Here is a 20,667-nt window from a genome sequence, read left to right as displayed (position 1 = left end):
GCGCCTCGGTCAGCCCTCGCCCGGCTCGGGCAGGCCGGCATAGCGCTGAGCGTAATCCGCATCGAGCGCCGCGAACCGCGACCAGAATCCGCGCCGCGGTGCGCCCGTGAGCGCATCCTCCAGCAGGCCCAGATGCATGTGCCAGCCGCCCGAAACGCTCGTCATCTCCGCCTTGCTCGTCAGCTTGCGATGCGTCAGCACCAGCAGGACCTTCTCGCCCTTCGGCATGAGTTCGAACGCGACCTCGGATTCCGGCTCGCCGCCACCGCCCCAGGTGAAGGCGATGATCCGGGGTGGCTCGTAGCGGGTGATCGTCCCGGTCGAGCGCACGCCGTTCTCATGCACCTCGCGATAGGCTTCCGGCGGCGTCTCGTTGGTGATCTCGGAGTGCTTGAACAGCATCTCCGTATGGCCACCGACCCTGAGATCGAACATGCCCGAGGCCAGCCATAGTCCACGCTTCTCCGACTTGGTGAGATAGGCCCAGACCCGCTCGACAGGTCCCGGCAGCAGGCGCTCGAAGCGCACCGCACCGCTTTCCAGCACGACGCCATAATCGTTCATCGGATATCTCCCTCGCCCGGTTCGGGCTTCGCAAGTTCCTGTTCCAGGATATCGAGATGGCGCCCCCAGAAGCGCCGGACCTTGCCGAGCCAGGCGTCGAACGCCGCGAGCCCCGCCGGATCGAGCCGGTAGATTCGCTGCTGCCCCCTCACCTCCACCGTCACCAGCCCTGCCTCTCTGAGCACCTTGAGATGCTGCGAGATCGCCGGCGCGCTGGCGCTGAAGCGCGCCCCGATCTCGCCAGCCGACAGCGCCCGCTCCCCCAGCATCTCGACGATGCTGCGGCGTGTCGGGTCGGCGAGAGCGGCAAAGCGATCCATGCCCGATAAATTCGCTATTCACTTAATTAAGTCAATACTTAATATTTAGGTGTCATGGGGGCATGCGGAAACGCGGATTGCCACGCGCCGCGGACTCCGCCAGTGGTGGCGCGCCTTTGGAACACTTTTGCCTGCCATGACCGCCCGCAACGCCTCGCTCGCCGGCATCGCCATGATGCTGATCGGCATCCTGCTGTTCTCGCTCAACGACGTGATGGGCAAATGGCTGGTCGCGACCTACACGGTCGGCCAGCTCCTGCTGCTGCGCAGCCTCGCGGCGCTCGTCGTCATCCTGCCCTTCGTCTTCAAGCAGGGCGTGCAGCGGACCCTGCGGCCGGAGCGACCGGGCTTGCAGGCTTTGCGCGTGCTGTTCTCGTCGGGCGAGGTCGCGCTGTTCTATCTGGCGGTTACCTATCTGCCGCTCGCAGACGCCATGACGATCTGGCTCGCTGCGCCGGTCTGGGTGGTGATCCTCGCCGCGCTGCTGCTCGGCGAGCGCATCGACGGCCGGCGCTGGCTCGCCGTCGCCCTGGGCTTCGCGGGCGTCGCGGTCTCGCTCAATCCGAGCGGTGCGAGCCTGTCGATGCCGGCGCTGATCGCGGTCGCCGGCAGCTTCCTCTTCGCCGCGATGATGATCGCCGGCCGCCGGTTGCGCGGCACGCCCGACGTTACGCTGGTCGCCTGGCAGACGCTCGGCGCGCTGCTGATGGGGATCGCGCTCCTGCCCTTCGGCTGGGTAACGCCGAGTCTGAAGGATACTGCCCTGCTCGCTCTGCTCGGCATCGTCGCGATGGGCGCGCATATCTGCGTCACCCGCTCGCTCAAGCTGGCGGAGGCCTCGGTCGTCGTGCCCTACCAGTATACGCTGATCATCTGGGCGCTGGTCTTCGGCTGGTTCGTCTTCGGCGACTGGCCGACGCCCGCCATGCTCTGCGGCGCGGCCCTGATCGTGGCGGCCGGCCTCGTCCTGCTCATCCTCGAACGCAAGGCCGCCCCGACGCCCGCCGTGCTCGAAGCGACCGGGGCCGGGGCCCCCTGACGCGATGCCGCCTCAATAGAGCCGGGTGCGATAGGCTTCCTCGAGATTGCGATCGGCCTCGTCGCCGTCGACTGCCTTGGTCTGGTCGGCGATGATGCGGCCGAGCGTCGGGAAGGAGTGGCGCGGCACCTGCGAGGCCGGGTCCCACAGCTTCGAGCGGATCAGCGCCTTGCCGCAATGGAAATAGGCTTCCTCAACCGCGACGATCAGCCCGGTCACCGGCACGCGCTCCTGCATGACGGAAGGCGCCAGCAAGGCTGGATCGCGCGTCGCACGCGCCTTGCCGTTGACGCGCAGCGTCTCCGGGATGCCCGGCACCATGAAGACGAGCCCGACGCCCGGCGACGAGACGATGTTGCGGAAGGAATCGATCAGGTTGTTGCCGCGCCGGTCGGGGATCAGCAGGGTCGTGTCGTCGAGCACGCGCACGAAGCCCGGCCCGTCGCCGCGCGGGCTCGCATCGGCATTGCCCTCGGCATCGCAGCTCGCCAGCACGAGGAAGGGCGACAGCGCGATGAAGTCGCGGCAGAAATGGTCCAGCCGGCGCAGCATCTTGCTGGCCGCCAGCGGCGAGACAGGGCCGATATGGCCGCGCAGGGCATCCGCATCCTCGATGCGCGCCGCCGGGTCGTCGAAGCAATCGCTCATGTCGTTTCCTCCATTTCCGCGGCCAATCTGTCCGATCGCGGCAAGCCGCGCCAGCGCGGGCGGCTTCTGCCCGCCGGCCTGTCTTTGCATGCCGCCGCGCCACACGCTTGCGCCTTGACCCGTGACCGCCACATCGCCATCGTGCGCGTCATCTTCGCCCTTCCTGACGAGGCCTGATTCGATGCGCCGCGCCCTGCTGCGAACCGCCCTTGTTTCCATCGCCTGCCTCGCGGGCTTCGTGGTCCATGCCGCGAACGGCCGCTTCGTCCATCCGCTGGACCGCGCGGAGAACCGCACCTTCGCGATGTACGGCAGCCTCCCCGGCTGCGACGACCCGGCCGTGCTGAGCGAAGTCACCAGCCGCTTCAATGCCCGCGAGAATACCTATTGGGGCCCGCTCCAGGCGCTCTCCTATGACCGCATCGGGCAGATCGGCTATCGGAGCTGGGGCGCCGACTTCATCCCGCGGCGCTTCTGCAGCGGCCGCGTGCTGCTGAACGACGGCAAGTTCCGCCGCGTCGACTATTCCGTGCGCGAGAATCTCGGCCTGTTCGGCCTGACCTGGAACGTCAACTGGTGCGTAAGCGGCCTCGATCGCCTCCGCACCTACGCACCCGACTGCAAGATGGCGCGCCCCTGATCGTAGGTCGCCCGATCATGAAATCGCTCGCCATCGCGGCTCTGGCGCTGTTCGGCTTCACGGCGGCGGGCCATGCCCAGGGCTTCGGCCAACGCGGCGGCACGCCGGGGGATTTCGACTTCTACGTCCTGGCGCTGTCCTGGTCGCCGGGTTTTTGCGAGCTCGACGGGGACCGCTCGCGCAACCGCGAGCAATGCGGCGAAGGCGCAGGCCTGCGCTTCGTCGTGCATGGCCTCTGGCCTCAGCACGAGCGCGGTTATCCCAGCGAATGCGGCCCGGCCGGGCGTACGCCCTCGCGGATCGCGCTGGAGCAGGCCGAAGGCCTGTTCCCGAGCGAGGGCCTCGCCCGCTATCAATGGCGCAAGCACGGCACCTGCACCGGCTCCAGCCCGAGCGATTATTTCCGCGATGTCCGCCGTGCCCGCGAGAAGGTCGTCATTCCGCCGGCTCTGGCCAAGGCGGATCGCGACCAGACCTGGACCGCGATCGACCTCGAACGCGCTTTCGCCGCCGCCAATCCGGGCTTGCGAACCGATATGATGTCCGTCGCCTGCAGGCGCGGCGTGCTGCAGGAGGTGAAGATTTGCTTCACCCGGGATCTGCGCGATTTCCGCTCCTGCCAGCAGGTCGACCGCTCCGGCTGCCGCGCCCGCGAGTTCACCGTCGTCGCCCCGCGCTGAAAGCCGAACACCGCCAGACTTTGCCGCTTCCGGTCGGAGGCGGCTTCCTCTACCAACGGCGGCATGAACTATCGCCATGGCTTCCACGCCGGAAACTTCGCCGATGTGCTGAAGCATGCCGTGCTGACGCGCATCCTGCTGCATCTCGCCGCCAAGCCGACGCCCTATCGCATCATCGACACCCATGCCGGCAGCGGCCGCTACGACCTCGATTCGGAAGAGGCGCTCAGGACGCATGAATGGAAGGACGGCATCGCGCGGATCGACCGCTCGCCGCTGTCTCCTTCGGTCGAGGCTCTGCTCGCGCCCTATCGCGCCTCGCTGGCTGGCGCCCGCGCGCTCTATGGCGCCGGTGCCTATCCGGGCTCGCCCTGGCTCTGCCGCCACGCGATGCGCCCGGATGACCGACTGGTCGCCGCCGAACTCCATCCGCCGACCTACAGGAAGCTCACCGAAGCGATCGGCCGCGACAAGCGCTGCATTCCGCTCGCCATCGATGGCTGGACGGCGCTGCGCGCGAATGTCCCGCCGAAGGAACGCCGCGGCCTCGTCCTGATCGATCCGCCTTTCGAGGAGAAGGACGAGTTCGCCACGCTGGCCGACGAGTTCATCGCGGCGCATCGCAAATGGCCGACCGGAATCTATGCGCTCTGGTATCCGATCAAGGGCAGCCACGGCATCGATTCGCTGATGGACGCAGTGCTCGACGCTGGAATCGGCCGGCTCCTGCGCCTCGAAATGGATGTCGACCGCCCCGAAGCGGCGGGCGGCCTCAGCGCCACCGGACTTCTGGTCGTCAACCCGCCCTGGCGGCTGGCCGAGGAGGCGAAAACGCTGCTGCCGGCGCTGACCGAACGGCTCGCCCAGGGGCCGCGCCCGCGCTATCGTTGCGAGGCGATCCGCCCCGACGGCTGATCGACCACGTCTCTGTCCGCCTCAAGGATTCCGCCGATGCTCGTCCTGCGCTCCTCCCCCGCCTCCCCCTTCGGCCGCAAGGTCAAACTGGCGGCCATCGAACTCGGGCTGATGGAGCGCATCGAGATCGTTCCGGCCGACACCAACGATCCGGCGGAGGCGCTGCGCCAGCAGAACCCGCTCGGCAAGATTCCGACGCTGGTGCTGGAAGACGGCACGACCCTGTTCGATTCGCGCGTCATCGTCGACTATCTCGACCATCTCAGCGGCGGCAAGCTGATTCCGGCCGGCGAGGCCCGCTTCGCCCAGCTTCGCCTGCAGGCCTTGGCCGACGGCATCTGCGATGCCGCCTTGCTCAAGGTCTATGAAGGCCGCTTCCGCCCGGAGGAAGGGCGCAACGCCAACTGGGTTGCGCATCAGGACGGCAAGGTCGCGCGCGGACTGGAGGCGCTCGAAGCCATGCCGCCCGCCTTCCCGGGCAAACCGCGCATCGGCGAGATCGCCGTCGCCTGCGCGCTCGGCTATCTCGACCTGCGCTTTGAGGGCACCTGGCGTGCGACCCATCCGAAGCTCGTCGCCTGGCTCGACGATTTCGCCGCCCGCGTTCCCGCCTTCGAGGCGACCCGCTTCAAGGGCTGACAGAACCGCCGGCGCCGATCGCGCCGCGAAGAATCGAAGCCATTCGGAAGCCGGCGGCCCTGGTCGCCGGCTTTTTCATATCCGGCGTCGCGGCGACGTCGACTTGCAGGCAACAAAAAACCCGGTGGCCAAGGCCACCGGGTCCGTTCTGTCTCCGGGAGGAGAGGATCAGAACTTGTAGCTGAGGCGGGCGCGGACGACCGAGAAGTCGGTGCCGACCTTGGTGCCGGCGCCAGCGATGTTCTTCTCGCCGAGGTCGACGTAGAGGTACTCGACGCCAGCGATGATGTTGTTGGTGACGGCGTACTCGAGACCGCCGCCGACGGCGAAGCCGCCGGTGTGGCTGCGATCCGAGGAGAAGCCGAGAGCCGGGATCGAGGTCTTCACGTTGCCGTAAGCCCAACCACCGGTGATGTAGGGCATGAACCGGTCGAAGGCGACGCCGACGCGAGCACGGACCGTGCCGAAATAGTCGGTCTTGACGCGAACCAGACCGAGGTTGTTGCCCGAGCTGAGGTCAGCGCCCTGCAGGTCGGCCTCGAGGCCGAGGACGAACTGGCCCATCTGGTAGTTGTAGCCGATCTGGCCACCGCCGACGAAGCCGTCGAGATCGCCGATATTGGCGAAGCCGTTGGCATTCACGTTGCCCCAGCCGTAGCCGGCGTTGGCACCGACGTAGAAACCGGTCCAGGAGAACGCCGGCGGCATGTAGACGGGGGCAGCAACCGGGCCCTTGCGCGACGGCAGGTCGGCAGCCGAGGCGGCGCCAGCGGCGACGAGGCCGAGCGCGGCAACGCTCGCAAGCAGGTACTTCTTCATGACAAACTCCTTAGTCGTCGCTGACGCCGGAAACCCCGGCGGTTGATTTCGATGAACCCGTTATAAGACCGGGAGCCGGCTTTGTCTGTTGCATCGGAAGCACATCTGCCTTGCAGACCACGGCAGAAATGCGGCACGATTGCGATAACTGAAAGCAAATAGGTAAAACCAAGTTAACCAACCAGCGACTAGCCATTATGGTAAATCGAATACTAATAATAGCCCGATCACCCGTTGGCGTAGGAACATGGCCCGGCCTACAAACGCCGGAGCTTTCCCAAGGTTCCACGTCCGCTCGCAGCATTCTGCGACTGCCTTGCCGCTCCGCGCCGCGCGTGCTTAAGCCTTGAGACGACAGGAACCGAAGAAAACCGTGCCGCCTCTCTCGATTTTCATCATCGCCCAGAACGAGGCGGACCGGATCGGCCGGACCATCGAAGCCGCGCGGACCCTGAGCGACGACATCGTCCTCGTCGATTCCGGCTCGACCGACGGCACCCAGGCCCTGGCCGAGTCGCTCGGCGCCCGCGTCATCTTCAACGCCTGGCCGGGCTACGGGCAGCAGAAGCGCTTCGCCGAGGAACAGTGCCGGCATGACTGGCTGTTGAATCTCGACGCCGACGAGGTCGTCCCGCCCGATCTCGCCGCGGAGATCGTCGCGCTCTTCGCCAACGGCTCGCCGCCGAAGGACGCCTACAAGGTGCGGATCGCCGAGATCTTCCCCGGCGAAGGCGCGCCGCATCGATTCGCCTATGCGCTGGCCCCCGTGCGCCTCTACCGCAAGAGCAAGGGCCGCTATTCGCCCTCTCCGGTGCATGACCGCGTCGACCTCGCGCCGGATGCCCGCGTCGGGCGCCTGCGCGGAACCGTGCATCATTTCTCGGTCCGCTCGCTCGGCGAGCAGATGGACAAGCTCAACGCCTATAGCGACGCCCAGGCCGACGATCTCGATGCGCGCGGCGGCTCGCTCTCCGTCTTCCGTCTGGTCGCCGAGTTTCCCGCCAATTTCCTCAAGGCCTATATCGGGCGCCGCCATGCGCTGCGCGGCATTTATGGCTTCATGACCGCGATGAACTACGCCTTCTATCGCTATCTGCGCGTCGCCAAGCACTGGGAGCGCCGCCTGCAGCGGCGTGCCTCGACGCCGATCGCAGCGCCTGCCGCTAAACGCGATGCCCGCGATGTCTGACGTCGCTCTGGTCACGGGCGGCGCCCGCCGGATCGGCCGCGCCATCGTCGAGAAGCTCGCCGGAGCCGGCTATGCGGTCGCGATCCATCACGGCGGCAGCCATGAGGATGCGGAAGCGCTGGCCCGGGAACTCGCGGAGCGAGGCGCAAAGACCTGCCTGCTCAGCGCCGATCTCGTCGATCCCACAGCCGTGGCGACGCTGATTCCCGATGCGGAGAAGGCGCTGGGCCCGGTCACGTTGCTGGTCAACAACGCCGCGAGCTTCGTCGCCGACGATGTCCGCTCGCTCGATATCGCCGGCTGGAACCGCCAGTTCTCGATCAACCTGCGCGCGCCCTCCCAGTTGATCGGGATCATGGCCGAACGCCTCCCCGCCGATGCGAAGGGGGCCGTCGTCAACATCGTCGACCAGCGCGTCTGGAAGCTGACGCCGCAATATTACTCCTACACCCTGACCAAGGCCGCCCTGCTCACCGCGACCCGGACGCTGGCTCAGGCGCTGGCGCCGCGCATCCGCGTCAACGCCGTCGGCCCCGGCCCGACCTTCCCGAACGCCTATGACGGCGCCGAGCGCCTGGAGCAGGAAGCCGCGGGCACGCTGCTCGGCCGCCGGGTCGCGCCGGAGGAGATCGCCGAGGCCGTGCTCTATCTCGCCCGCGCCGATTCCGTGACCGGCCAGATGATCGCAGTCGATGCCGGCCAGCATCTCGGCTGGCGCACGCCCGACATCATCGGCTGAAACTCAAAGCGCGCCCTCCGCATAGTAGGCCGCCCGGCCGCTGGCCAGCGCCGCATCCAGCAGATCGAGCCGGTCCTGCCCCCAGAACACTTCGCCGTCGAGCACATAGCTCGGCGCGCCGAAGACCCCGGCCTCGACCGCCTGCCCGAGCGTCTCCTCATAGCGGAGCTTGACCGAAGCCCCCTCGGCCGCGTCGAGCAGGGCCGCGCCGTCGAGACCGGCCCGCGCCGCGCAGGCGAGCAGCGCTTCGGGACTGCTCATATCCTCGTCCCGCGCCCACAATCCCGCCATCACGTCGCTGATGAAGGCGTAGGGGTCGCCACCCTTGGCCCGAATCGCAATCGTCATGCGATCGGCTAATGACGGATCAAACGGAAAATGCTTCGGCTGCAACACGAGCGGCAAGTCCCGCGCCGCGCGCCAGCGCTGGAGATCGAGCAGCCGGTAGCGCTGCCTCACCGGATGCCGTTTCGGCAGCGGCAAGCCGCCGGTCTCGTCGAAGACCGAGCGCAACGGCATCGGCCGGTAGTCGATCGCGCAGCCATGCCGGCGGGCGATATCGTGAAAGGCCGCATTGCCGAGATAGGTCCAGGGCGAATGCAGCGAGAAGTAATAGGTAATCGAACGGGACAAGGTCGCCTCGCGGGTTTCTGCCGGAAGAGACCATCGCCGATCTGCAGCGCGGCGCAAAGAGAGGCGCCATGCAACCCGCGCTCCCAGCTCAGTCGAGCGCGATCGCCGCGATCAGGCGCCCGTAATCCGGCTCGCCGCGATGGGTCGTGCGGCGGTAGCTGAAGAAGCGCCGCTCGTCTCCATAGGTGCACAGGCCCATGTCGACGAAGCGGCCGATTCCCCCCTCCTGCGCCTTGAGCCCGATGAAGGCCGGCAGGTCGAACATCGCATGCGCCGCGCGCTCCGACGGCGTGAAGAAGCGCGCATAGGTCCGGTTCTCGGCCTTGAAGCGCTCGATGAATTCCGGCCCGACCTCGTAGGCCTTGGCGCTGATCGTCGGGCCGAGCACCGCCGTGATGCGCTCGCGTCTTGCGCCAAGCTTCTCCATCGCCGTCACCGTTGCGCCGACGATGCCGGTGAAGGCGCCCTTCCAGCCGGAATGGGCGGCGCCGATCACGCGCGCTTCGCTGTCAGCAAAGAGAATCGGCCCGCAATCGGCCGTGGAGACACCGAGCGCGACATGCGAGGCGGTGGTCACCATCGCGTCGGCCTTGGGGCGATCTCCCGGCCATGGGCCCGTCACCACTTCCACATCGGCCGAATGGACCTGGTAGAGGCTGATCAGGTTCTCCGGCGTGACTTCGAGATGGCGCGCCATCCGCGCCCGGTTCTCCGCGATCGCCGCCGGATCGTCGGCGGAGCCGAGCCCGCCGTTCAGCGAGGCATAGATGCCGGTCGAAACGCCGCCCTCGCGCGTGAAGAAGGCGTGACGGATGCCGGCTTCTCCGGCGAGTTCGCGGGCGGTGATGAACATGGATGAAGTCCGGCTAGAGCATTTTCGAGCGAAGTGGATACCGGTTCGCGCACAAAAATGCGACACAATGAAAGACTCGCGCAGCCGCGAGCGGCTCGCTGGGTTCAGCCCCGGTCTGGCAGCCGATGAAGGTCAAATCCGGGCAGAGGCGGCAGGTTCCGCTGCGATAGCGCGAGAACCTTGAACAAATCCCCCATGCCGGTCTCGCCCGGCGCGATCAGGCGGTCGAAGGCATCGGAGATCGCGACACGCTGGTCGGCGCTCGCCTTGAGCGACAGCGCCTGCGCCCGCTGCGGCAGCCCCAGCGCGACCAGGAAGTCGCGCTGCGTCGCCGGCCCGTGAAGCGCCGCGTCGGCCTTGAGTGCAACCTGCCCCAGCCGCTCGAAATCGACATGCACGGTGAGATCCGCCTCGCCGGGCTCCGCAAGCGGATCGACGAATGCATGCCGCTTCATTGCCTGCAGCGTGTCACCAAAGCCCGAGCGAACCGAGCCGTAATCGATCAGCAGCGCCGCGCCGCCGGCCGAAGCGAGATGGCCGGCAAGCTGTGCGACGATGTCGAGCGCGACAAACGGCACCTCGAAAACCGCACCGATTGCAACCGCTCCCTTCTCCCCCTGTGGGAGAAGGTGCCCCGCAGGGGCGGATGAGGGGTCGCGCAGACCGGCATCGTTGGCAGAAACAGCAGAACGAGCGGCGTGGCGAGACCCCTCACCCCAGCCCTCTCCCGCAAGGGGAGAGGGAGGAGCGCCAAGTCCCCAGAACAGCTCCCCTTCCGAATCGAGTCCCAACAGCCGCTCGCGCCAGCCCTCGGGCGTCATCACGAACTGGTCGAGCGGCAGGGCGTCGAGGAACTCGTTGGCGACCGCTATCACGGGGCCGTCGAGCGCGCCGGCAACCGTATCGTGCCAGACCGGCTCGAAGCCTGTCAGCGCTGCCGCCTGCCGTCCACGCAGCACCGGGCTGGTCTCGACGAGGTGAATGGACAGCGCCGCGTGGAAGCCCGGCACGATCCTTGTCGCCCTGAGCATGTCGGCCATCAACGTCCCGCGTCCGGGTCCGAGTTCGACGAGCCGGAACCGCTGCGGCGCGCCTATCGCCTGCCAGGCATGGGCCGCCCAGAGCCCGACCAGCTCGCCGAACATCTGGCTGATCTCGGGCGCCGTGGTGAAGTCGCCCTCGGCTCCCAGAGGATCGCGCGTCATGTAGTAGCCGTGGCGGGGATGGCCGAGCGCCAGCGCCATGTAGCGGCCGACGCCGATCGGCCCCTCCTGCCGGATCAGCTCGACGATCTCGGCCTTGAGCGTGGTCACGCCCGCGCCTCGCCCGGCGCCTCGCGCCTGCTGCGCAGCACCAGCCACAGGCCGGCGAAGAACACCGGCAGGGAGAGCAGCATGCCCATGGTGATGCCGCCCGAGAGCGCGTCGACCGAGGTCCCGAACAGGAAGCCGAGCTGCGGATCCGGTTCGCGGAAAAACTCGCAGACGATCCGCGCGACCGCATAGCCCATGCCGAAGATGCCGGCGACGAAGCCCGGCCGCTTGAAGCCGCCGGCCCGGACCAGCAGGTTCACCAGGATGAAGAGCAGGAGGCCTTCGGCGAAGGCCTCGTAGAGCTGGCTCGGATGGCGCGGCAGCGGCCCGCCATTCGGGAAGACCATGGCATAGGGGAAATCCGGCGCCGGCCGGCCCCAGAGCTCGCCATTGATGAAATTGGCGACACGTCCGAGCAGGAGGCCGATCGGCACTACCGCAGCGGCGAGATCGAACACCGACAGCGCCGGATAGCCGCGCCGCTTGGCAAAGAGCCACAGGCCCAGCGTCGCGCCGATCAGCCCGCCATGGAAGGACATGCCGCCCTGCCAGATCGCGAAGATGTCTTGCGGGCGTTCGAGATAGCGGGCCAGATCGTAGAACAGCACGAAGCCGATGCGCCCGCCGAGCACCACGCCGAAGGCGACGAAGAGCAGCATGTCGTCGAGCTCGACCGGCTGCGGTCGCGCCCGCCCGCCCCAGAGCCCATCAGAGGCGACGAGCTTGCGCGCATACCACCAGCCGCCGAGCAGCCCGACCACATAGGCGAGTCCGTACCACTTGATCGAAAGCGGCCCGAGTTGGACCGCGACGGGGTCGATCATCGGGAAGGGAATGGCGAAGACGGGCATGGCGAAGTCCGGTGGCGGGCGCGGCGAGATGGCGACGCTATGGCCGCAAGGTCAAGCGAAATGGCGACGCATCCGGGGCGGATGCCGGCTCAGGAAGTTGCGAGAGCGGTTCTCAGGACGGGGATGAGCTGCCGGAAGGCCGACCGCCCGGACCGCGCCTTCCAGGCCGCGATGACGGCATCGGCATTGGCATCCCGATCCTGCATCCCGTCCACTTCGAGATCGTAGATGCAATGGGAATGGATTCGGTGGAAGTCGCGCCAGGCATCGCCAAGACGCCGATCTCCTCGCGCCTGCTCGCGCCGCTCCAGTTCGGCGAGGTCGCAATGCACGCCGACGAAGAACACGTCGTGGCGAGAGAGCGTCTCCGCAAGCCGCAGGAGCCACGGAGCACTCTCCATGATGTGCTCGACGATGAGGTCGTTGCCGGCCTCGACATAGGCAATGAGCGAGCGCTCGAAGCCGAGGAAGAAGGCGTCCCGCATCGTCAGCCAGTCGAACGCGCCGCTCCTGATCCGCTCTGTCGGCAGCACGCCGGAATCACGGAGATGGTCGATCGAGATATGCCAGAACGGCGTCTCGATCCGTGCCTGGATGGCCCGCGCCAAAGAGGATTTGCCGCTGCTCGAAGCACCGTTCAGCAGGATGATGCGGCCGGGAGTCGGGGAGAACCGATCCATGGAGCATGTCTCCCAACCCGGACAAGCGGCACATCCTGTGGCCGCCCATCCCGGTCCTCGTCAATGCGGGGATATCAGAGCGCTTTTGCCGCAACCCTCAACGGACGCTTTACCGCCGCGGCGCTCCTGGACGCAACCGTCTTGACGGCGGCCTTCTCGGCGTCGCGAGCAAGGCGCAGCGCCCGCAGTTTCTCGGTCTTGAGCCGGGCGGCGTTGGCCTGATCCTCGTGCGCCTGCCACGCATCGAGGGCATCCTGCCGGCGCTGCTCGGTTATCACTGCCGCCTCCTGGGCCCGGGCCCTGATCTCGTCCAGCTTCATGTTCCGGCTCGACATGCAACTCTCCTTCTCGACTGGTACTGAGAGACTGCCACCGATCAGCCCGCGGCCGGGCGCGGCGCTCCGGCGCGGGCCTTTCCGGCCGGCAGCTTGCGCTTCGGCGCCGGCAGCAGGCCTTCGCGCTGTGCCTGCTTGCGGGCAGCCTTCTTGGCGCGGCGAACGGCCTCGCCTTTCTCACGGGTACGGCGCTCGGACGGCTTCTCGTAGGCACGTCGCTGCTTCATCTCGCGGAACACGCCTTCGCGCTGCAGCTTCTTCTTGAGGACGCGAAGCGCCTGATCGACATTGTTGTCCCGAACGAGAACTTGCATGGTCATCCTTTCCTAAAAGCAGAAGGGCCGGGCTTTTCGGTCCCGACCCTTCACTCGCCGCGTGGCGCGAAACTTCGTGTCGTGGCGCCAGTACATCCGTGGTCGCCGCAAAGCGTCGTCGTTCCGCTCCGGAACGGTTATTCGGCCTGCAGGTTGTCGGCTGAACTCCTGCCCGAGCGCTTGTCCTGCACGATCTCGTAGGAGATCTTCTGACCGTCGCGCAGATCGCGCAGGCCGGCACGCTCGACGGCGCTGATATGGACGAAGACGTCCTGCCCGCCATCGTCAGGCTGAATGAAACCGAAACCCTTGGTGGCGTTGAACCATTTGACAGAACCAGAAGCCATGATTGCCTCCCGCAGATATAATTTCCCTAGCCCCATGAACAACATGCGGCGGCGAATTCGATCAGAGGAAGAAAATCATCAGCATTTCGCGCTCGGAGGCGCGAATGGCCAAGTCATCAGGCCTAAATCGAGTTAGATAGATAGGACACGACCGGCCCGGTGTCAAACCGAGGACGAAAAGACGATTGCAGGAAGACGCAATCAGGCAGTGCAGCCAGCGAAAAACAACATTGAAGAACCATCACCGATTCTTCTCGAAAGCGACCTCGCCGTGAAGTGCACGCCAGTTGATTCAGCGTTGAAACAGTGGCTCTCCTGACATGACGAAGCCGTTCCGGCATCCTACATGCAGGCCATGAGTCGCGAACGCCAGGACGATCTGCCCCAGGACGAGTTCGAGGACGAGGAGGACACCCTCCCCGGCGCCGAACCCGCGCTCGTCCTCGCGGAAGCCGCCCCCGGCGCGCTCAAGGCGGGCATCGAGGTCATCCAGCAATTCGCCAGGCACCTGCCGAACCGGCCCGGCGTCTACCGGATGTTCGATCGCGCCGGCGAAGTGCTTTATGTCGGCAAGGCCAAGAGCCTCAAGAACCGCGTGACCTCCTATGCCCGCGGCATGGCGCATACCAACGCGGTCGCCCGGATGATCGCCGAGACGGCGAACATGGAGTTCGTCACCACCGGCACCGAGACCGAGGCGCTGCTGCTCGAGTCGAACCTGATCAAGCAGCTCCGGCCGCGCTACAACGTGCTGCTGCGCGACGACAAGTCGTTCCCCTATATCCTGCTGACCGGCGACCATGATGCCCCCGCGATCCTGAAGCATCGCGGCTCGCGCCAGCGCAAGGGCGATTATTTCGGTCCCTTCGCCTCGGTCTGGGCGGTGACGCGCACCATCGACGCCCTGCAGAAGGCCTTCCTGATCCGCACCTGCTCGGATTCCTTTTACGAGAACCGCACCCGCCCCTGCCTGCTCTTCCAGATCAAGCGCTGCGCCGGCCCCTGCACCGGCGAGGTCTCGATCCCGGACTACCAGGCCCTCGCCGGCCAGGCCCGCGACTTCCTCTCCGGCCGCTCCTCGGCGGTGAAGCAGTTGCTCTCCACCCGCATGCAGGCAGCGGCGGAGGATCTCGAATTCGAGAAGGCCGCGCGCTATCGCGACCGCCTCGCTGCACTTTCGGCCGTGCAGGCCGGGCAGGACATCAATACGCAAGGGGTCGAGGAAGCCGACGTCTTCGCCATAGACGAGCAGGCCGGCCAGTTCTGCGTCGAGATATTCTTCTTCCGCAACCATCAGAACTGGGGCAACCGCGCCCTCTTCCCGCGCGCCGACCGCTCGCTGACGCCGGCCGAGGTGCTCGCCTCCGTCGTCGCCCAGTTCTACGACGACAAGCCCCCGCCGCGGCTCGTGCTGCTCTCGCATCCGGTCGAGGAGATCGAGCTGATCGGGCAGGCCCTGTCGGCCCGCGCCGGCCGCAAGGTCGAGGTCGCAAACCCGAAGCGCGGCGAGCGCGCCGACCTCATGGCGCACGCCGTCAAGAACGCCCGCGAGGCACTGTCCCGGAAACTGGCCGACAATGCCGGCCAGAGCGCGCTGCTGGCAGCGCTCGGCGCCGCCTTCGGCATGGAGACCGCTCCGCGCCGGGTCGAGGTCTACGACAACTCGCATATCATGGGCACGAACGCCGTCGGCGGCATGATCGTCGCCGGGCCGGACGGCTTCGTGAAGAACCAGTACCGCACCTTCAACATCGGGGCGGACACCATCGCCGGCGACGATTTCGGCATGATGCGCGAGGTGCTGACCCGCCGGTTCGCGAAACTCGCGAAGGAAGAAGGCATGACCCTCGGCCCTCATCCTGAGGAGGCCGCGGATGCGGCCGTCTCGAAGGATGTTCCAGAGGGCGACGGAGCCGCAACGACCATCCTTCGAGACGCGCCTGACGGCGCTCCTCAGGATGAGGGCTCGCGCGGGAAGAGCCGCAAGGCAGCAAAGCCGCGCAAGGATGAGGACGGTTTTCCCTCCCGCCCCGACCTCGTCATCGTCGACGGCGGCAAGGGCCAGTTCTCAGCCGCGCTCAAGATCATGAAGGAGCTCGGCGCGGCCGACATCCCGCTCGTCGCCATCGCCAAGGGGGAGGACCGCAACGCCATGCGCGAGACCTTCCACATGGAGGGCAAGGAGCCCTTCAAGCTCCAGCCGCGCGATCCGGCGCTCTATTTCATCCAGCGCCTGCGCGACGAGGCGCATCGCTTCGCCATCGGCACGCACCGCGCCAAGCGCAAGCGCGAGACGATGAAGAACCCGCTCGACGAGATCCCCGGCATCGGCCCCTCGCGCAAGCGCGCGTTGCTCCTGCATTTCGGCACGGTGAAGGCGATCCAGCGCGCCAAGCTCGACGACCTCATGCGCACGCCGGGGGTCAATGCGGCGACGGCCAAGGCCGTGCACGATTTCTTTCACGATGCGTAGAGCATTGCGCGAAAAAGTGGGAACCGGTTTTTGCAGCAGCAATGCTCCATTTTTTGAAAGCGAGCACGTTTTTCGCCTTCGGACGCTTGTGTCCGAAGGCGACGTGGTCGCGAAGTTCTGCCACATTCACGCTGTTGCGTGTTGACGCTGCGATGACCGGATTGCTTTGGTGCTCGACGTGACGATTCTTCCAGACGCCATCAGGCGGCGCGGCCCCTGGTCGCTGCCGAACCTCCTCACCTACGGGCGGATCCTCGCGATCCCGGCCCTGGTGGCGATCCTGTTCTGGCCGCGCGACGACTGGATGCGCTGGATCGCGCTGGGCATCTACACCGCCGCCGCCATCACCGATTATCTCGACGGCTACATCGCCCGCGCCTGGAGCCAGCAATCGGCGATCGGCCGCATGCTCGATCCGATCGCCGACAAGCTCCTCGTCGCCGCCCTGCTGCTGATGCTGGTCTATACCGGCCAGATCGAGGGCTGGACGCTCTGGGCCGCGATCGTGATCCTCTGCCGCGAAATCCTGGTCTCCGGTCTGCGCGAGTTCCTGGCCGATCTCAAGGTCAGTGTCCCCGTCAGCAAGGTCGCGAAATGGAAGACCACCGCGCAGCTCTTCGCGCTCGGCTTCCTGATCGCCGGCCCCGCCGGCGACAAGGTCCTGCCCGGCAACACCACGATCGGCATCGTCCTGCTCTGGGCCGCCGCCGGCCTGACGATCTATACCGGCTGGGACTATTTCAACGCCGGCATCCGCTACCTCGTCGAAGAGGACGAGCGCACGCCATGAATACCGCGACGAACACCGCCACGGCAGCGGCGGGCACGCGCCCGGTCCGCATCGTCTATTTCGCCTGGGTGCGCGAGCGCGTCGGCCTGCCCGAAGAGATGCTCGACATCCCCGTCGGCCTCGCCACCGTCACCGATCTCGTGCGCTGGCTGAAGGCCCGCGGCGAGGGCTACGAGGCCGCCTTCGCGGACGAGGCCGTCGTGCGGGCCGCGCTCGACCATGTCCACGCCAAGCCGCAGGCAAGCCTGGGCACCGCCCGCGAGATCGCCTTTTTCCCGCCGATGACCGGGGGATGAGCGCCATGTTCGGAAGCGTTTTTCCGCCGTCATTCTCGGGCGGAGCGAAGCGCAGACCCGAGAATCTCCAGCAGGAAGAGGCGCCTCTCTTTCCTGAGATGCTCGGGTCAAGCCCGAGCATGACGGCACTTCGACAATGACGCCCGTCATCCGCATCCAGCGCGAGGATTTCTCGCTTCAGGGCGAGATCGACGCGCTCTCGGCCGGCCGGGCCGATATCGGCGCCGTCGTCTCCTTCACAGGCTTGTGCCGGGACGAGGCCGGCACGCTCGCGGCGCTGGAGCTCGAACACTATCCCGGCATGGCCGAGGCCGAAATCGCCCGCGTCGCCGCCGAGGCGGCCTGTCGCTGGCCGCTGCTCGGCCTCGTCGCGATTCATCGCTACGGGCTGGTCAGGCCGGGCGAGCAGATCGTGCTGGTGCTGGCGGCCTCCGCCCATCGCCGCACCGCCTTCGAGGCTGCCGATTTCATGATGGACTATCTCAAGACCCGCGCCCCGTTCTGGAAGCGCGAACACCGCGCCGACGGCACGCTCGGCGGCTGGGTCGAAGCCAAGGCGGATGACGACGATGCGGCGAAACGCTGGGGCTGAGCACGGGCTGGCCGCGCTCCTGCTGTCTCTGGCCCTGATCGCCCCGGCACGGGCCGAGATCGGCCAGATCAAGACCTTCCGCGACTGGGTTGCCGGCTGCGACAACATCCGCACCTGCACGGCGCTCTCACTGCCGAACGAGGCCGACGAGGAGGTTGCCTTCCTGCGGCTCGACCGCCCGGCCGGCCCGGACGGCGCCCCATCCCTCGCGCTGAAGCTGCGGCGGCAGAAGCTCAAGCCTCGCTTCGGGATCACGCTGGCGCTGGACGGCGCACCTTTTCCGGCCGCAGGCCGCCGTTTCGAGGGCTCAAGCAATGACGGCGAAACCGCCGAGATCGCCTTCGCGCCGACCGATATGGACGCCCTGATCGCCGCCGCCCGCAAGGCCACCGTCCTGACGGCGAAGATCGAGGCACAGAATTACAAGCTGTCGCTCTCCGGCTCGGTCGCGGCGATGCTCTGGATCGACGAGCAGCAGGGGCGCCTGAACGCGCCCTCCGCCCTGATCCGCAAGGGCGCGACCGGCACCGTGCCGGCCGCGACGGAGCCGCCTTTCATCGCCATGAAGGCACCGGCCGGCAAGCCGCTCGCCAGGGATCAGGCGGCTGCGCTGGTCAAGGCATTGCGTGTCGAGCTGAACCGGCGCGAACCCGATTCCTGCGAGGATACCCCGGAAGGCTTCACGGATAGCGACGGCGCTTGGCCCCTGAACGACGCCACGAATCTCGTCGTGCTCGCCTGCTCGCGCGGCGCCTATAATGTCGCGAGCCAGTTCTGGCTCGTGCCGGGCCACGATGTCGCCAAGGCGAAGCCGGCCGCTTTCGAGGGCAGCCGCGACAAGCCGGGCAACGAATTGGTGAATGCCGATTTCGACCCGAAGACCGGCGGGTGATGTTCTTCGCCAAGGGCCGCGGCATCGGCGATTGCGGCTCGTCCGGTTCCTATGGCTGGAACGGCACGCACTTCGCCGTGCTGCAGCTCAGCATGATGAACGAATGCCGGCTTATCCCGGGAGACGACTGGATCACGCTGTTCCAGAGCCGCGAGAAGTAGAGAACCTGACACGCCGCCGTCATGGTCGGGCTTGTCCCGACCATCCACGTCTTCATGGATCGAGGGCTGTATTCGAGACGTGGATGCTCGCCACAAAGGCGAGCATCCCGATCATCATGACGGGAGGCCGGACCTCACGCCGCCTTCGACTGCGAGCGCACCGCGGCCGAGTAGTCCTCCATGATCACCTTGCCCATGTTGCCGGTGATGAAGTTGTACGGGCCGATCTCGGAGACCAGCGTCACCTCGGCGGCAGATCCGGTGATGAAGCACTCGTTGAAGCTTTCCAGCTCCTCCGGACGGATGCGCCGCTCCACCACCTCGAAGCCACGCTGCTTGCACAGGTCGATCACCGACTGGCGGGTGAGGCCGTTCAGGAAGCGGTCGGCCAGCGGGGTATGGATCACGCCGTCCTTGATGAAGAAGATGTTGGCGCCGGTGCATTCGGCGACATTGCCTTCCCAGTCCAGCATCATCGCGTCGGCATAGCCGCCCCGCTCAGCCTTGTGCTTGGAGAGCGAGCAGATCATGTACAGGCCCGCGGCCTTGGCATGAACCGGCGCGCAGGCCGGGTCGGGCCGGCGATATTCGGCGATGTCGAGGCGGATGCCCTTCAGCTTCGCCGCCATGTCGAACATGCTCGGCCACTCCCACACGGCGATCGCGGTGTGGATGGTGTTGTTCATGCCGGAGACCGCCATCATCTCCGAGCCGCGCCAGGCGACCGGGCGGATATAGGCGTCCTTCAGGCCGTTCTCCTTGAGGCAGAGATATTTGGCCTCGTCGAGCTCGGCGACCGAATAGGGGATCGTGAAATCCATGATCTCGGCGGATTTGTGCAGGCGCTGCGAATGCTCGGTGCACTTGTAGATCACGCCGTCATAGGAGCGCTCGCCCTCGAAGATGCACGAGCCGTAGTGGAGCCCATGGGTCAATACGTGAATCTTCGCATCCTTCCACGGCACGAGCTTGCCGTCGAACCAGATGACGCCATCGCGCTGGTCGAAAGGAATGACTGACATGGACCTTCTCCTGGGTGCTTGTTTCCGGAACTCGGGCACAGCCGTTTTCGGAACGCAAGCGCGGGTCTAAAGCTGCGTTGCGGCGGGACGCTTTGAAATAATCGTTCGCTCAGCGCCCTTGACCGGTAATCTTCCGTCTGAGATATGTCAATAAGGCTGACCCAAATTTTTGGAAGCGTATTTTGGCCCTATCCCCTTCCGATACCGAAGACCTCCCGCTTCGATCCTCTTCCGAGGCGGTGCCGCACGATCTGATCGAGCTCCTGTTCTTCGCCTATCGCGACTTCGTCGGCGACCCCGATCGCATCCTCGCCGATTACGGCTTCGGCCGGGCCCATCACCGCGTCCTGCACTTCGTCCAGCGCCGGCCGGGCCTGACCATCGCCGAACTGCTCGACATCCTCCAGATTACCAAGCAGAGCCTCAACCGCGTGCTCAAGGAGCTGGTCGAGAAAGGCTATATCGAGCAGCGCACCGGCCGGCAGGACAAGCGCCAGCGCCATCTCCACACCACCGCTTCCGGCCAGGATCTTGCGCTGCGCCTCGTCCGCCTGCAGGCCAGGCGCATCAACCGGGCGCTCGAAGGCGCCGGCCCAGAGACGGCGGCCGTCGCGGCGCGCTACCTCGCCGCCCTGATCGACCCGGCCGAGCGGCCCAAGGTGGAGCGCCTTCTCGGCAAGGCTTAGCGGCGTTCGTGCTTGAGCAAGTGTGTCGCACCATCATCCGCCGTCATTCCGGGGCTTCGCGCCAGCGAAGAGCCCGGAACCCATGAACACAACGCCGCTCCAGCCCCGTCATGCTCGCCCTTGTGGCGAGCATCCACGTCTTGAACACCGCTCTTGGAGAGGGAAGACGTGGATGGTCGGGACAAGCCCGACCATGACGCGATAAGCGTCGTGTTCATGGGTTCCGGGCTCAGGCCT

At 66.6% G+C, this 20,667-nt stretch carries 25 protein-coding genes and 1 pseudogene; 13 read left to right on the top strand and 13 right to left on the bottom strand.

Going from position 1 to position 20,667, the window contains the following annotated elements:
- Window positions 1-9 precede the first annotated feature (9 nt).
- Together OCUBac02_RS08495 and OCUBac02_RS08490 are read right to left on the bottom strand one after the other, a co-directional pair.
- Window positions 10-564, bottom strand: coding sequence for an SRPBCC family protein (locus OCUBac02_RS08495; protein ID WP_173044899.1), 555 nt, complete (start codon window positions 562-564; stop codon window positions 10-12).
- Window positions 561-884 carry a metalloregulator ArsR/SmtB family transcription factor gene (locus OCUBac02_RS08490; RefSeq protein WP_047577587.1) on the bottom strand — a complete coding sequence of 108 codons (324 nt, stop codon included), beginning with the start codon at window positions 882-884 and terminating at the stop codon, window positions 561-563. The genes OCUBac02_RS08495 and OCUBac02_RS08490 overlap by 4 nt, the downstream gene beginning before the upstream one ends.
- Before the next feature lie 136 nt (window positions 885-1,020).
- Here OCUBac02_RS08490 and OCUBac02_RS08485 point away from each other — a divergent pair, with 136 nt between their 5' ends.
- Window positions 1,021-1,923 (top strand): DMT family transporter, encoded by a 903-nt coding sequence (locus tag OCUBac02_RS08485; protein ID WP_197933322.1) that lies wholly within the window; start codon window positions 1,021-1,023, stop codon window positions 1,921-1,923.
- A gap of 12 nt (window positions 1,924-1,935) precedes the next feature.
- Here the strand turns inward: OCUBac02_RS08485 and OCUBac02_RS08480 are convergent, their stop codons facing one another.
- Window positions 1,936-2,571, bottom strand: a complete 636-nt coding sequence (locus OCUBac02_RS08480) for a pyridoxamine 5'-phosphate oxidase family protein (RefSeq protein ID WP_173044897.1) — start codon at window positions 2,569-2,571, stop codon at window positions 1,936-1,938.
- A gap of 181 nt (window positions 2,572-2,752) precedes the next feature.
- Between OCUBac02_RS08480 and OCUBac02_RS08475 the strand changes: the two genes are divergently transcribed.
- The 4 genes from OCUBac02_RS08475 to OCUBac02_RS08460 all read left to right on the top strand — a co-directional run bounded on the left by OCUBac02_RS08475 (window position 2,753) and on the right by OCUBac02_RS08460 (window position 5,445).
- Window positions 2,753-3,211 (top strand): hypothetical protein, encoded by a 459-nt coding sequence (locus tag OCUBac02_RS08475; protein WP_173044895.1) that lies wholly within the window; start codon window positions 2,753-2,755, stop codon window positions 3,209-3,211.
- 17 nt (window positions 3,212-3,228) lie between these two features.
- On the top strand, window positions 3,229-3,891 hold the full coding sequence (locus tag OCUBac02_RS08470) for a ribonuclease T2 family protein (protein WP_173044893.1): 663 nt from the start codon (window positions 3,229-3,231) through the stop codon (window positions 3,889-3,891).
- A gap of 63 nt (window positions 3,892-3,954) precedes the next feature.
- The gene (locus OCUBac02_RS08465) at window positions 3,955-4,806 is read left to right on the top strand and encodes a 23S rRNA (adenine(2030)-N(6))-methyltransferase RlmJ (RefSeq protein WP_173044891.1); all 852 of its coding nucleotides are present in this window, start codon (window positions 3,955-3,957) and stop codon (window positions 4,804-4,806) included.
- Between the two features lie 36 nt (window positions 4,807-4,842).
- Window positions 4,843-5,445, top strand: coding sequence for a glutathione S-transferase (locus tag OCUBac02_RS08460; RefSeq protein WP_173044889.1), 603 nt, complete (start codon window positions 4,843-4,845; stop codon window positions 5,443-5,445).
- A 168-nt stretch (window positions 5,446-5,613) separates the two neighbouring features.
- Here the strand turns inward: OCUBac02_RS08460 and OCUBac02_RS08455 are convergent, their stop codons facing one another.
- Window positions 5,614-6,264, bottom strand: a complete 651-nt coding sequence (locus tag OCUBac02_RS08455; RefSeq protein WP_047577569.1) for an outer membrane protein — start codon at window positions 6,262-6,264, stop codon at window positions 5,614-5,616.
- A 373-nt stretch (window positions 6,265-6,637) separates the two neighbouring features.
- Here OCUBac02_RS08455 and OCUBac02_RS08450 point away from each other — a divergent pair, with 373 nt between their 5' ends.
- Window positions 6,638-7,453 (top strand): glycosyltransferase family 2 protein, encoded by an 816-nt coding sequence (locus OCUBac02_RS08450; RefSeq protein ID WP_052232205.1) that lies wholly within the window; start codon window positions 6,638-6,640, stop codon window positions 7,451-7,453.
- Window positions 7,437-8,192, top strand: a complete 756-nt coding sequence (locus tag OCUBac02_RS08445; protein ID WP_465247765.1) for an SDR family oxidoreductase — start codon at window positions 7,437-7,439, stop codon at window positions 8,190-8,192. Before OCUBac02_RS08450 ends, OCUBac02_RS08445 begins: the two co-directional genes overlap by 17 nt.
- 3 nt (window positions 8,193-8,195) lie before the next feature.
- Here the strand turns inward: OCUBac02_RS08445 and OCUBac02_RS08440 are convergent, their stop codons facing one another.
- The 8 genes from OCUBac02_RS08440 to OCUBac02_RS08405 all read right to left on the bottom strand — a co-directional run bounded on the left by OCUBac02_RS08440 (window position 8,196) and on the right by OCUBac02_RS08405 (window position 13,518).
- A complete protein-coding gene (locus OCUBac02_RS08440) occupies window positions 8,196-8,825 on the bottom strand; it encodes a 2-hydroxychromene-2-carboxylate isomerase (protein ID WP_173044885.1) in 630 nt (209 codons plus the stop codon).
- Between the two features lie 88 nt (window positions 8,826-8,913).
- Window positions 8,914-9,678 (bottom strand): peptidoglycan editing factor PgeF, encoded by a 765-nt coding sequence (gene pgeF, locus OCUBac02_RS08435; RefSeq protein WP_173044883.1) that lies wholly within the window; start codon window positions 9,676-9,678, stop codon window positions 8,914-8,916.
- A gap of 104 nt (window positions 9,679-9,782) precedes the next feature.
- The gene (locus OCUBac02_RS08430) at window positions 9,783-10,991 is read right to left on the bottom strand and encodes a class I SAM-dependent methyltransferase (RefSeq protein ID WP_173044881.1); all 1,209 of its coding nucleotides are present in this window, start codon (window positions 10,989-10,991) and stop codon (window positions 9,783-9,785) included.
- Complete coding sequence (lgt, locus tag OCUBac02_RS08425; protein ID WP_173044879.1) at window positions 10,988-11,842, bottom strand: prolipoprotein diacylglyceryl transferase; 855 nt, start codon at window positions 11,840-11,842, stop codon at window positions 10,988-10,990. The genes OCUBac02_RS08430 and lgt overlap by 4 nt, the downstream gene beginning before the upstream one ends.
- Window positions 11,843-11,931: 89 nt before the next feature.
- Window positions 11,932-12,522: a chloramphenicol phosphotransferase CPT family protein gene (locus OCUBac02_RS08420; protein ID WP_173044877.1), complete on the bottom strand. Its 591-nt coding sequence runs from the start codon at window positions 12,520-12,522 to the stop codon at window positions 11,932-11,934.
- A 74-nt stretch (window positions 12,523-12,596) separates the two neighbouring features.
- Window positions 12,597-12,857 (bottom strand): hypothetical protein, encoded by a 261-nt coding sequence (locus OCUBac02_RS08415; RefSeq protein WP_173044875.1) that lies wholly within the window; start codon window positions 12,855-12,857, stop codon window positions 12,597-12,599.
- Window positions 12,858-12,898: 41 nt separating this feature from the next.
- A complete protein-coding gene (gene rpsU / locus OCUBac02_RS08410) occupies window positions 12,899-13,171 on the bottom strand; it encodes a 30S ribosomal protein S21 (protein WP_173044873.1) in 273 nt (90 codons plus the stop codon).
- 137 nt (window positions 13,172-13,308) lie between these two features.
- Entirely contained in the window at window positions 13,309-13,518 is a 210-nt protein-coding gene (locus OCUBac02_RS08405; RefSeq protein WP_173044872.1) for a cold-shock protein, read from the bottom strand.
- A 355-nt stretch (window positions 13,519-13,873) separates the two neighbouring features.
- On the opposite strand from OCUBac02_RS08405, the gene uvrC reads away from it, so the two are divergent.
- The 5 genes and pseudogenes from uvrC to OCUBac02_RS08380 all read left to right on the top strand — a co-directional run bounded on the left by uvrC (window position 13,874) and on the right by OCUBac02_RS08380 (window position 18,722).
- Entirely contained in the window at window positions 13,874-15,991 is a 2,118-nt protein-coding gene (gene uvrC / locus OCUBac02_RS08400) for an excinuclease ABC subunit UvrC (protein WP_173044870.1), read from the top strand.
- Between the two features lie 169 nt (window positions 15,992-16,160).
- On the top strand, window positions 16,161-16,781 hold the full coding sequence (gene pgsA, locus OCUBac02_RS08395) for a CDP-diacylglycerol--glycerol-3-phosphate 3-phosphatidyltransferase (RefSeq protein ID WP_156134357.1): 621 nt from the start codon (window positions 16,161-16,163) through the stop codon (window positions 16,779-16,781).
- Window positions 16,778-17,077, top strand: coding sequence for a molybdopterin converting factor subunit 1 (gene moaD / locus OCUBac02_RS08390; protein ID WP_173044868.1), 300 nt, complete (start codon window positions 16,778-16,780; stop codon window positions 17,075-17,077). Before pgsA ends, moaD begins: the two co-directional genes overlap by 4 nt.
- A gap of 136 nt (window positions 17,078-17,213) precedes the next feature.
- Window positions 17,214-17,669 carry a molybdenum cofactor biosynthesis protein MoaE gene (locus OCUBac02_RS08385; protein WP_173044866.1) on the top strand — a complete coding sequence of 152 codons (456 nt, stop codon included), beginning with the start codon at window positions 17,214-17,216 and terminating at the stop codon, window positions 17,667-17,669.
- Window positions 17,638-18,722, top strand: a pseudogene (locus OCUBac02_RS08380) (DUF1176 domain-containing protein). The gene OCUBac02_RS08385 and the pseudogene OCUBac02_RS08380 overlap by 32 nt, the downstream one beginning before the upstream one ends.
- Window positions 18,723-18,856: 134 nt before the next feature.
- On the opposite strand, the gene OCUBac02_RS08370 reads toward OCUBac02_RS08380, so the two are convergent.
- The gene (locus OCUBac02_RS08370; protein ID WP_047572834.1) at window positions 18,857-19,744 is read right to left on the bottom strand and encodes a branched-chain amino acid aminotransferase; all 888 of its coding nucleotides are present in this window, start codon (window positions 19,742-19,744) and stop codon (window positions 18,857-18,859) included.
- 239 nt (window positions 19,745-19,983) lie between these two features.
- Here OCUBac02_RS08370 and OCUBac02_RS08365 point away from each other — a divergent pair, with 239 nt between their 5' ends.
- Window positions 19,984-20,430 (top strand): MarR family winged helix-turn-helix transcriptional regulator, encoded by a 447-nt coding sequence (locus OCUBac02_RS08365; RefSeq protein WP_244639132.1) that lies wholly within the window; start codon window positions 19,984-19,986, stop codon window positions 20,428-20,430.
- The last annotated feature ends 237 nt before the right edge of the window (window positions 20,431-20,667 follow it).

Source organism: Bosea sp. ANAM02 (assembly GCF_011764485.1).
In the GTDB taxonomy this organism is placed as follows: Bacteria; Pseudomonadota; Alphaproteobacteria; order Rhizobiales; family Beijerinckiaceae; genus Allobosea.
This window is presented reverse-complemented; position numbering and strand designations above follow the sequence as displayed.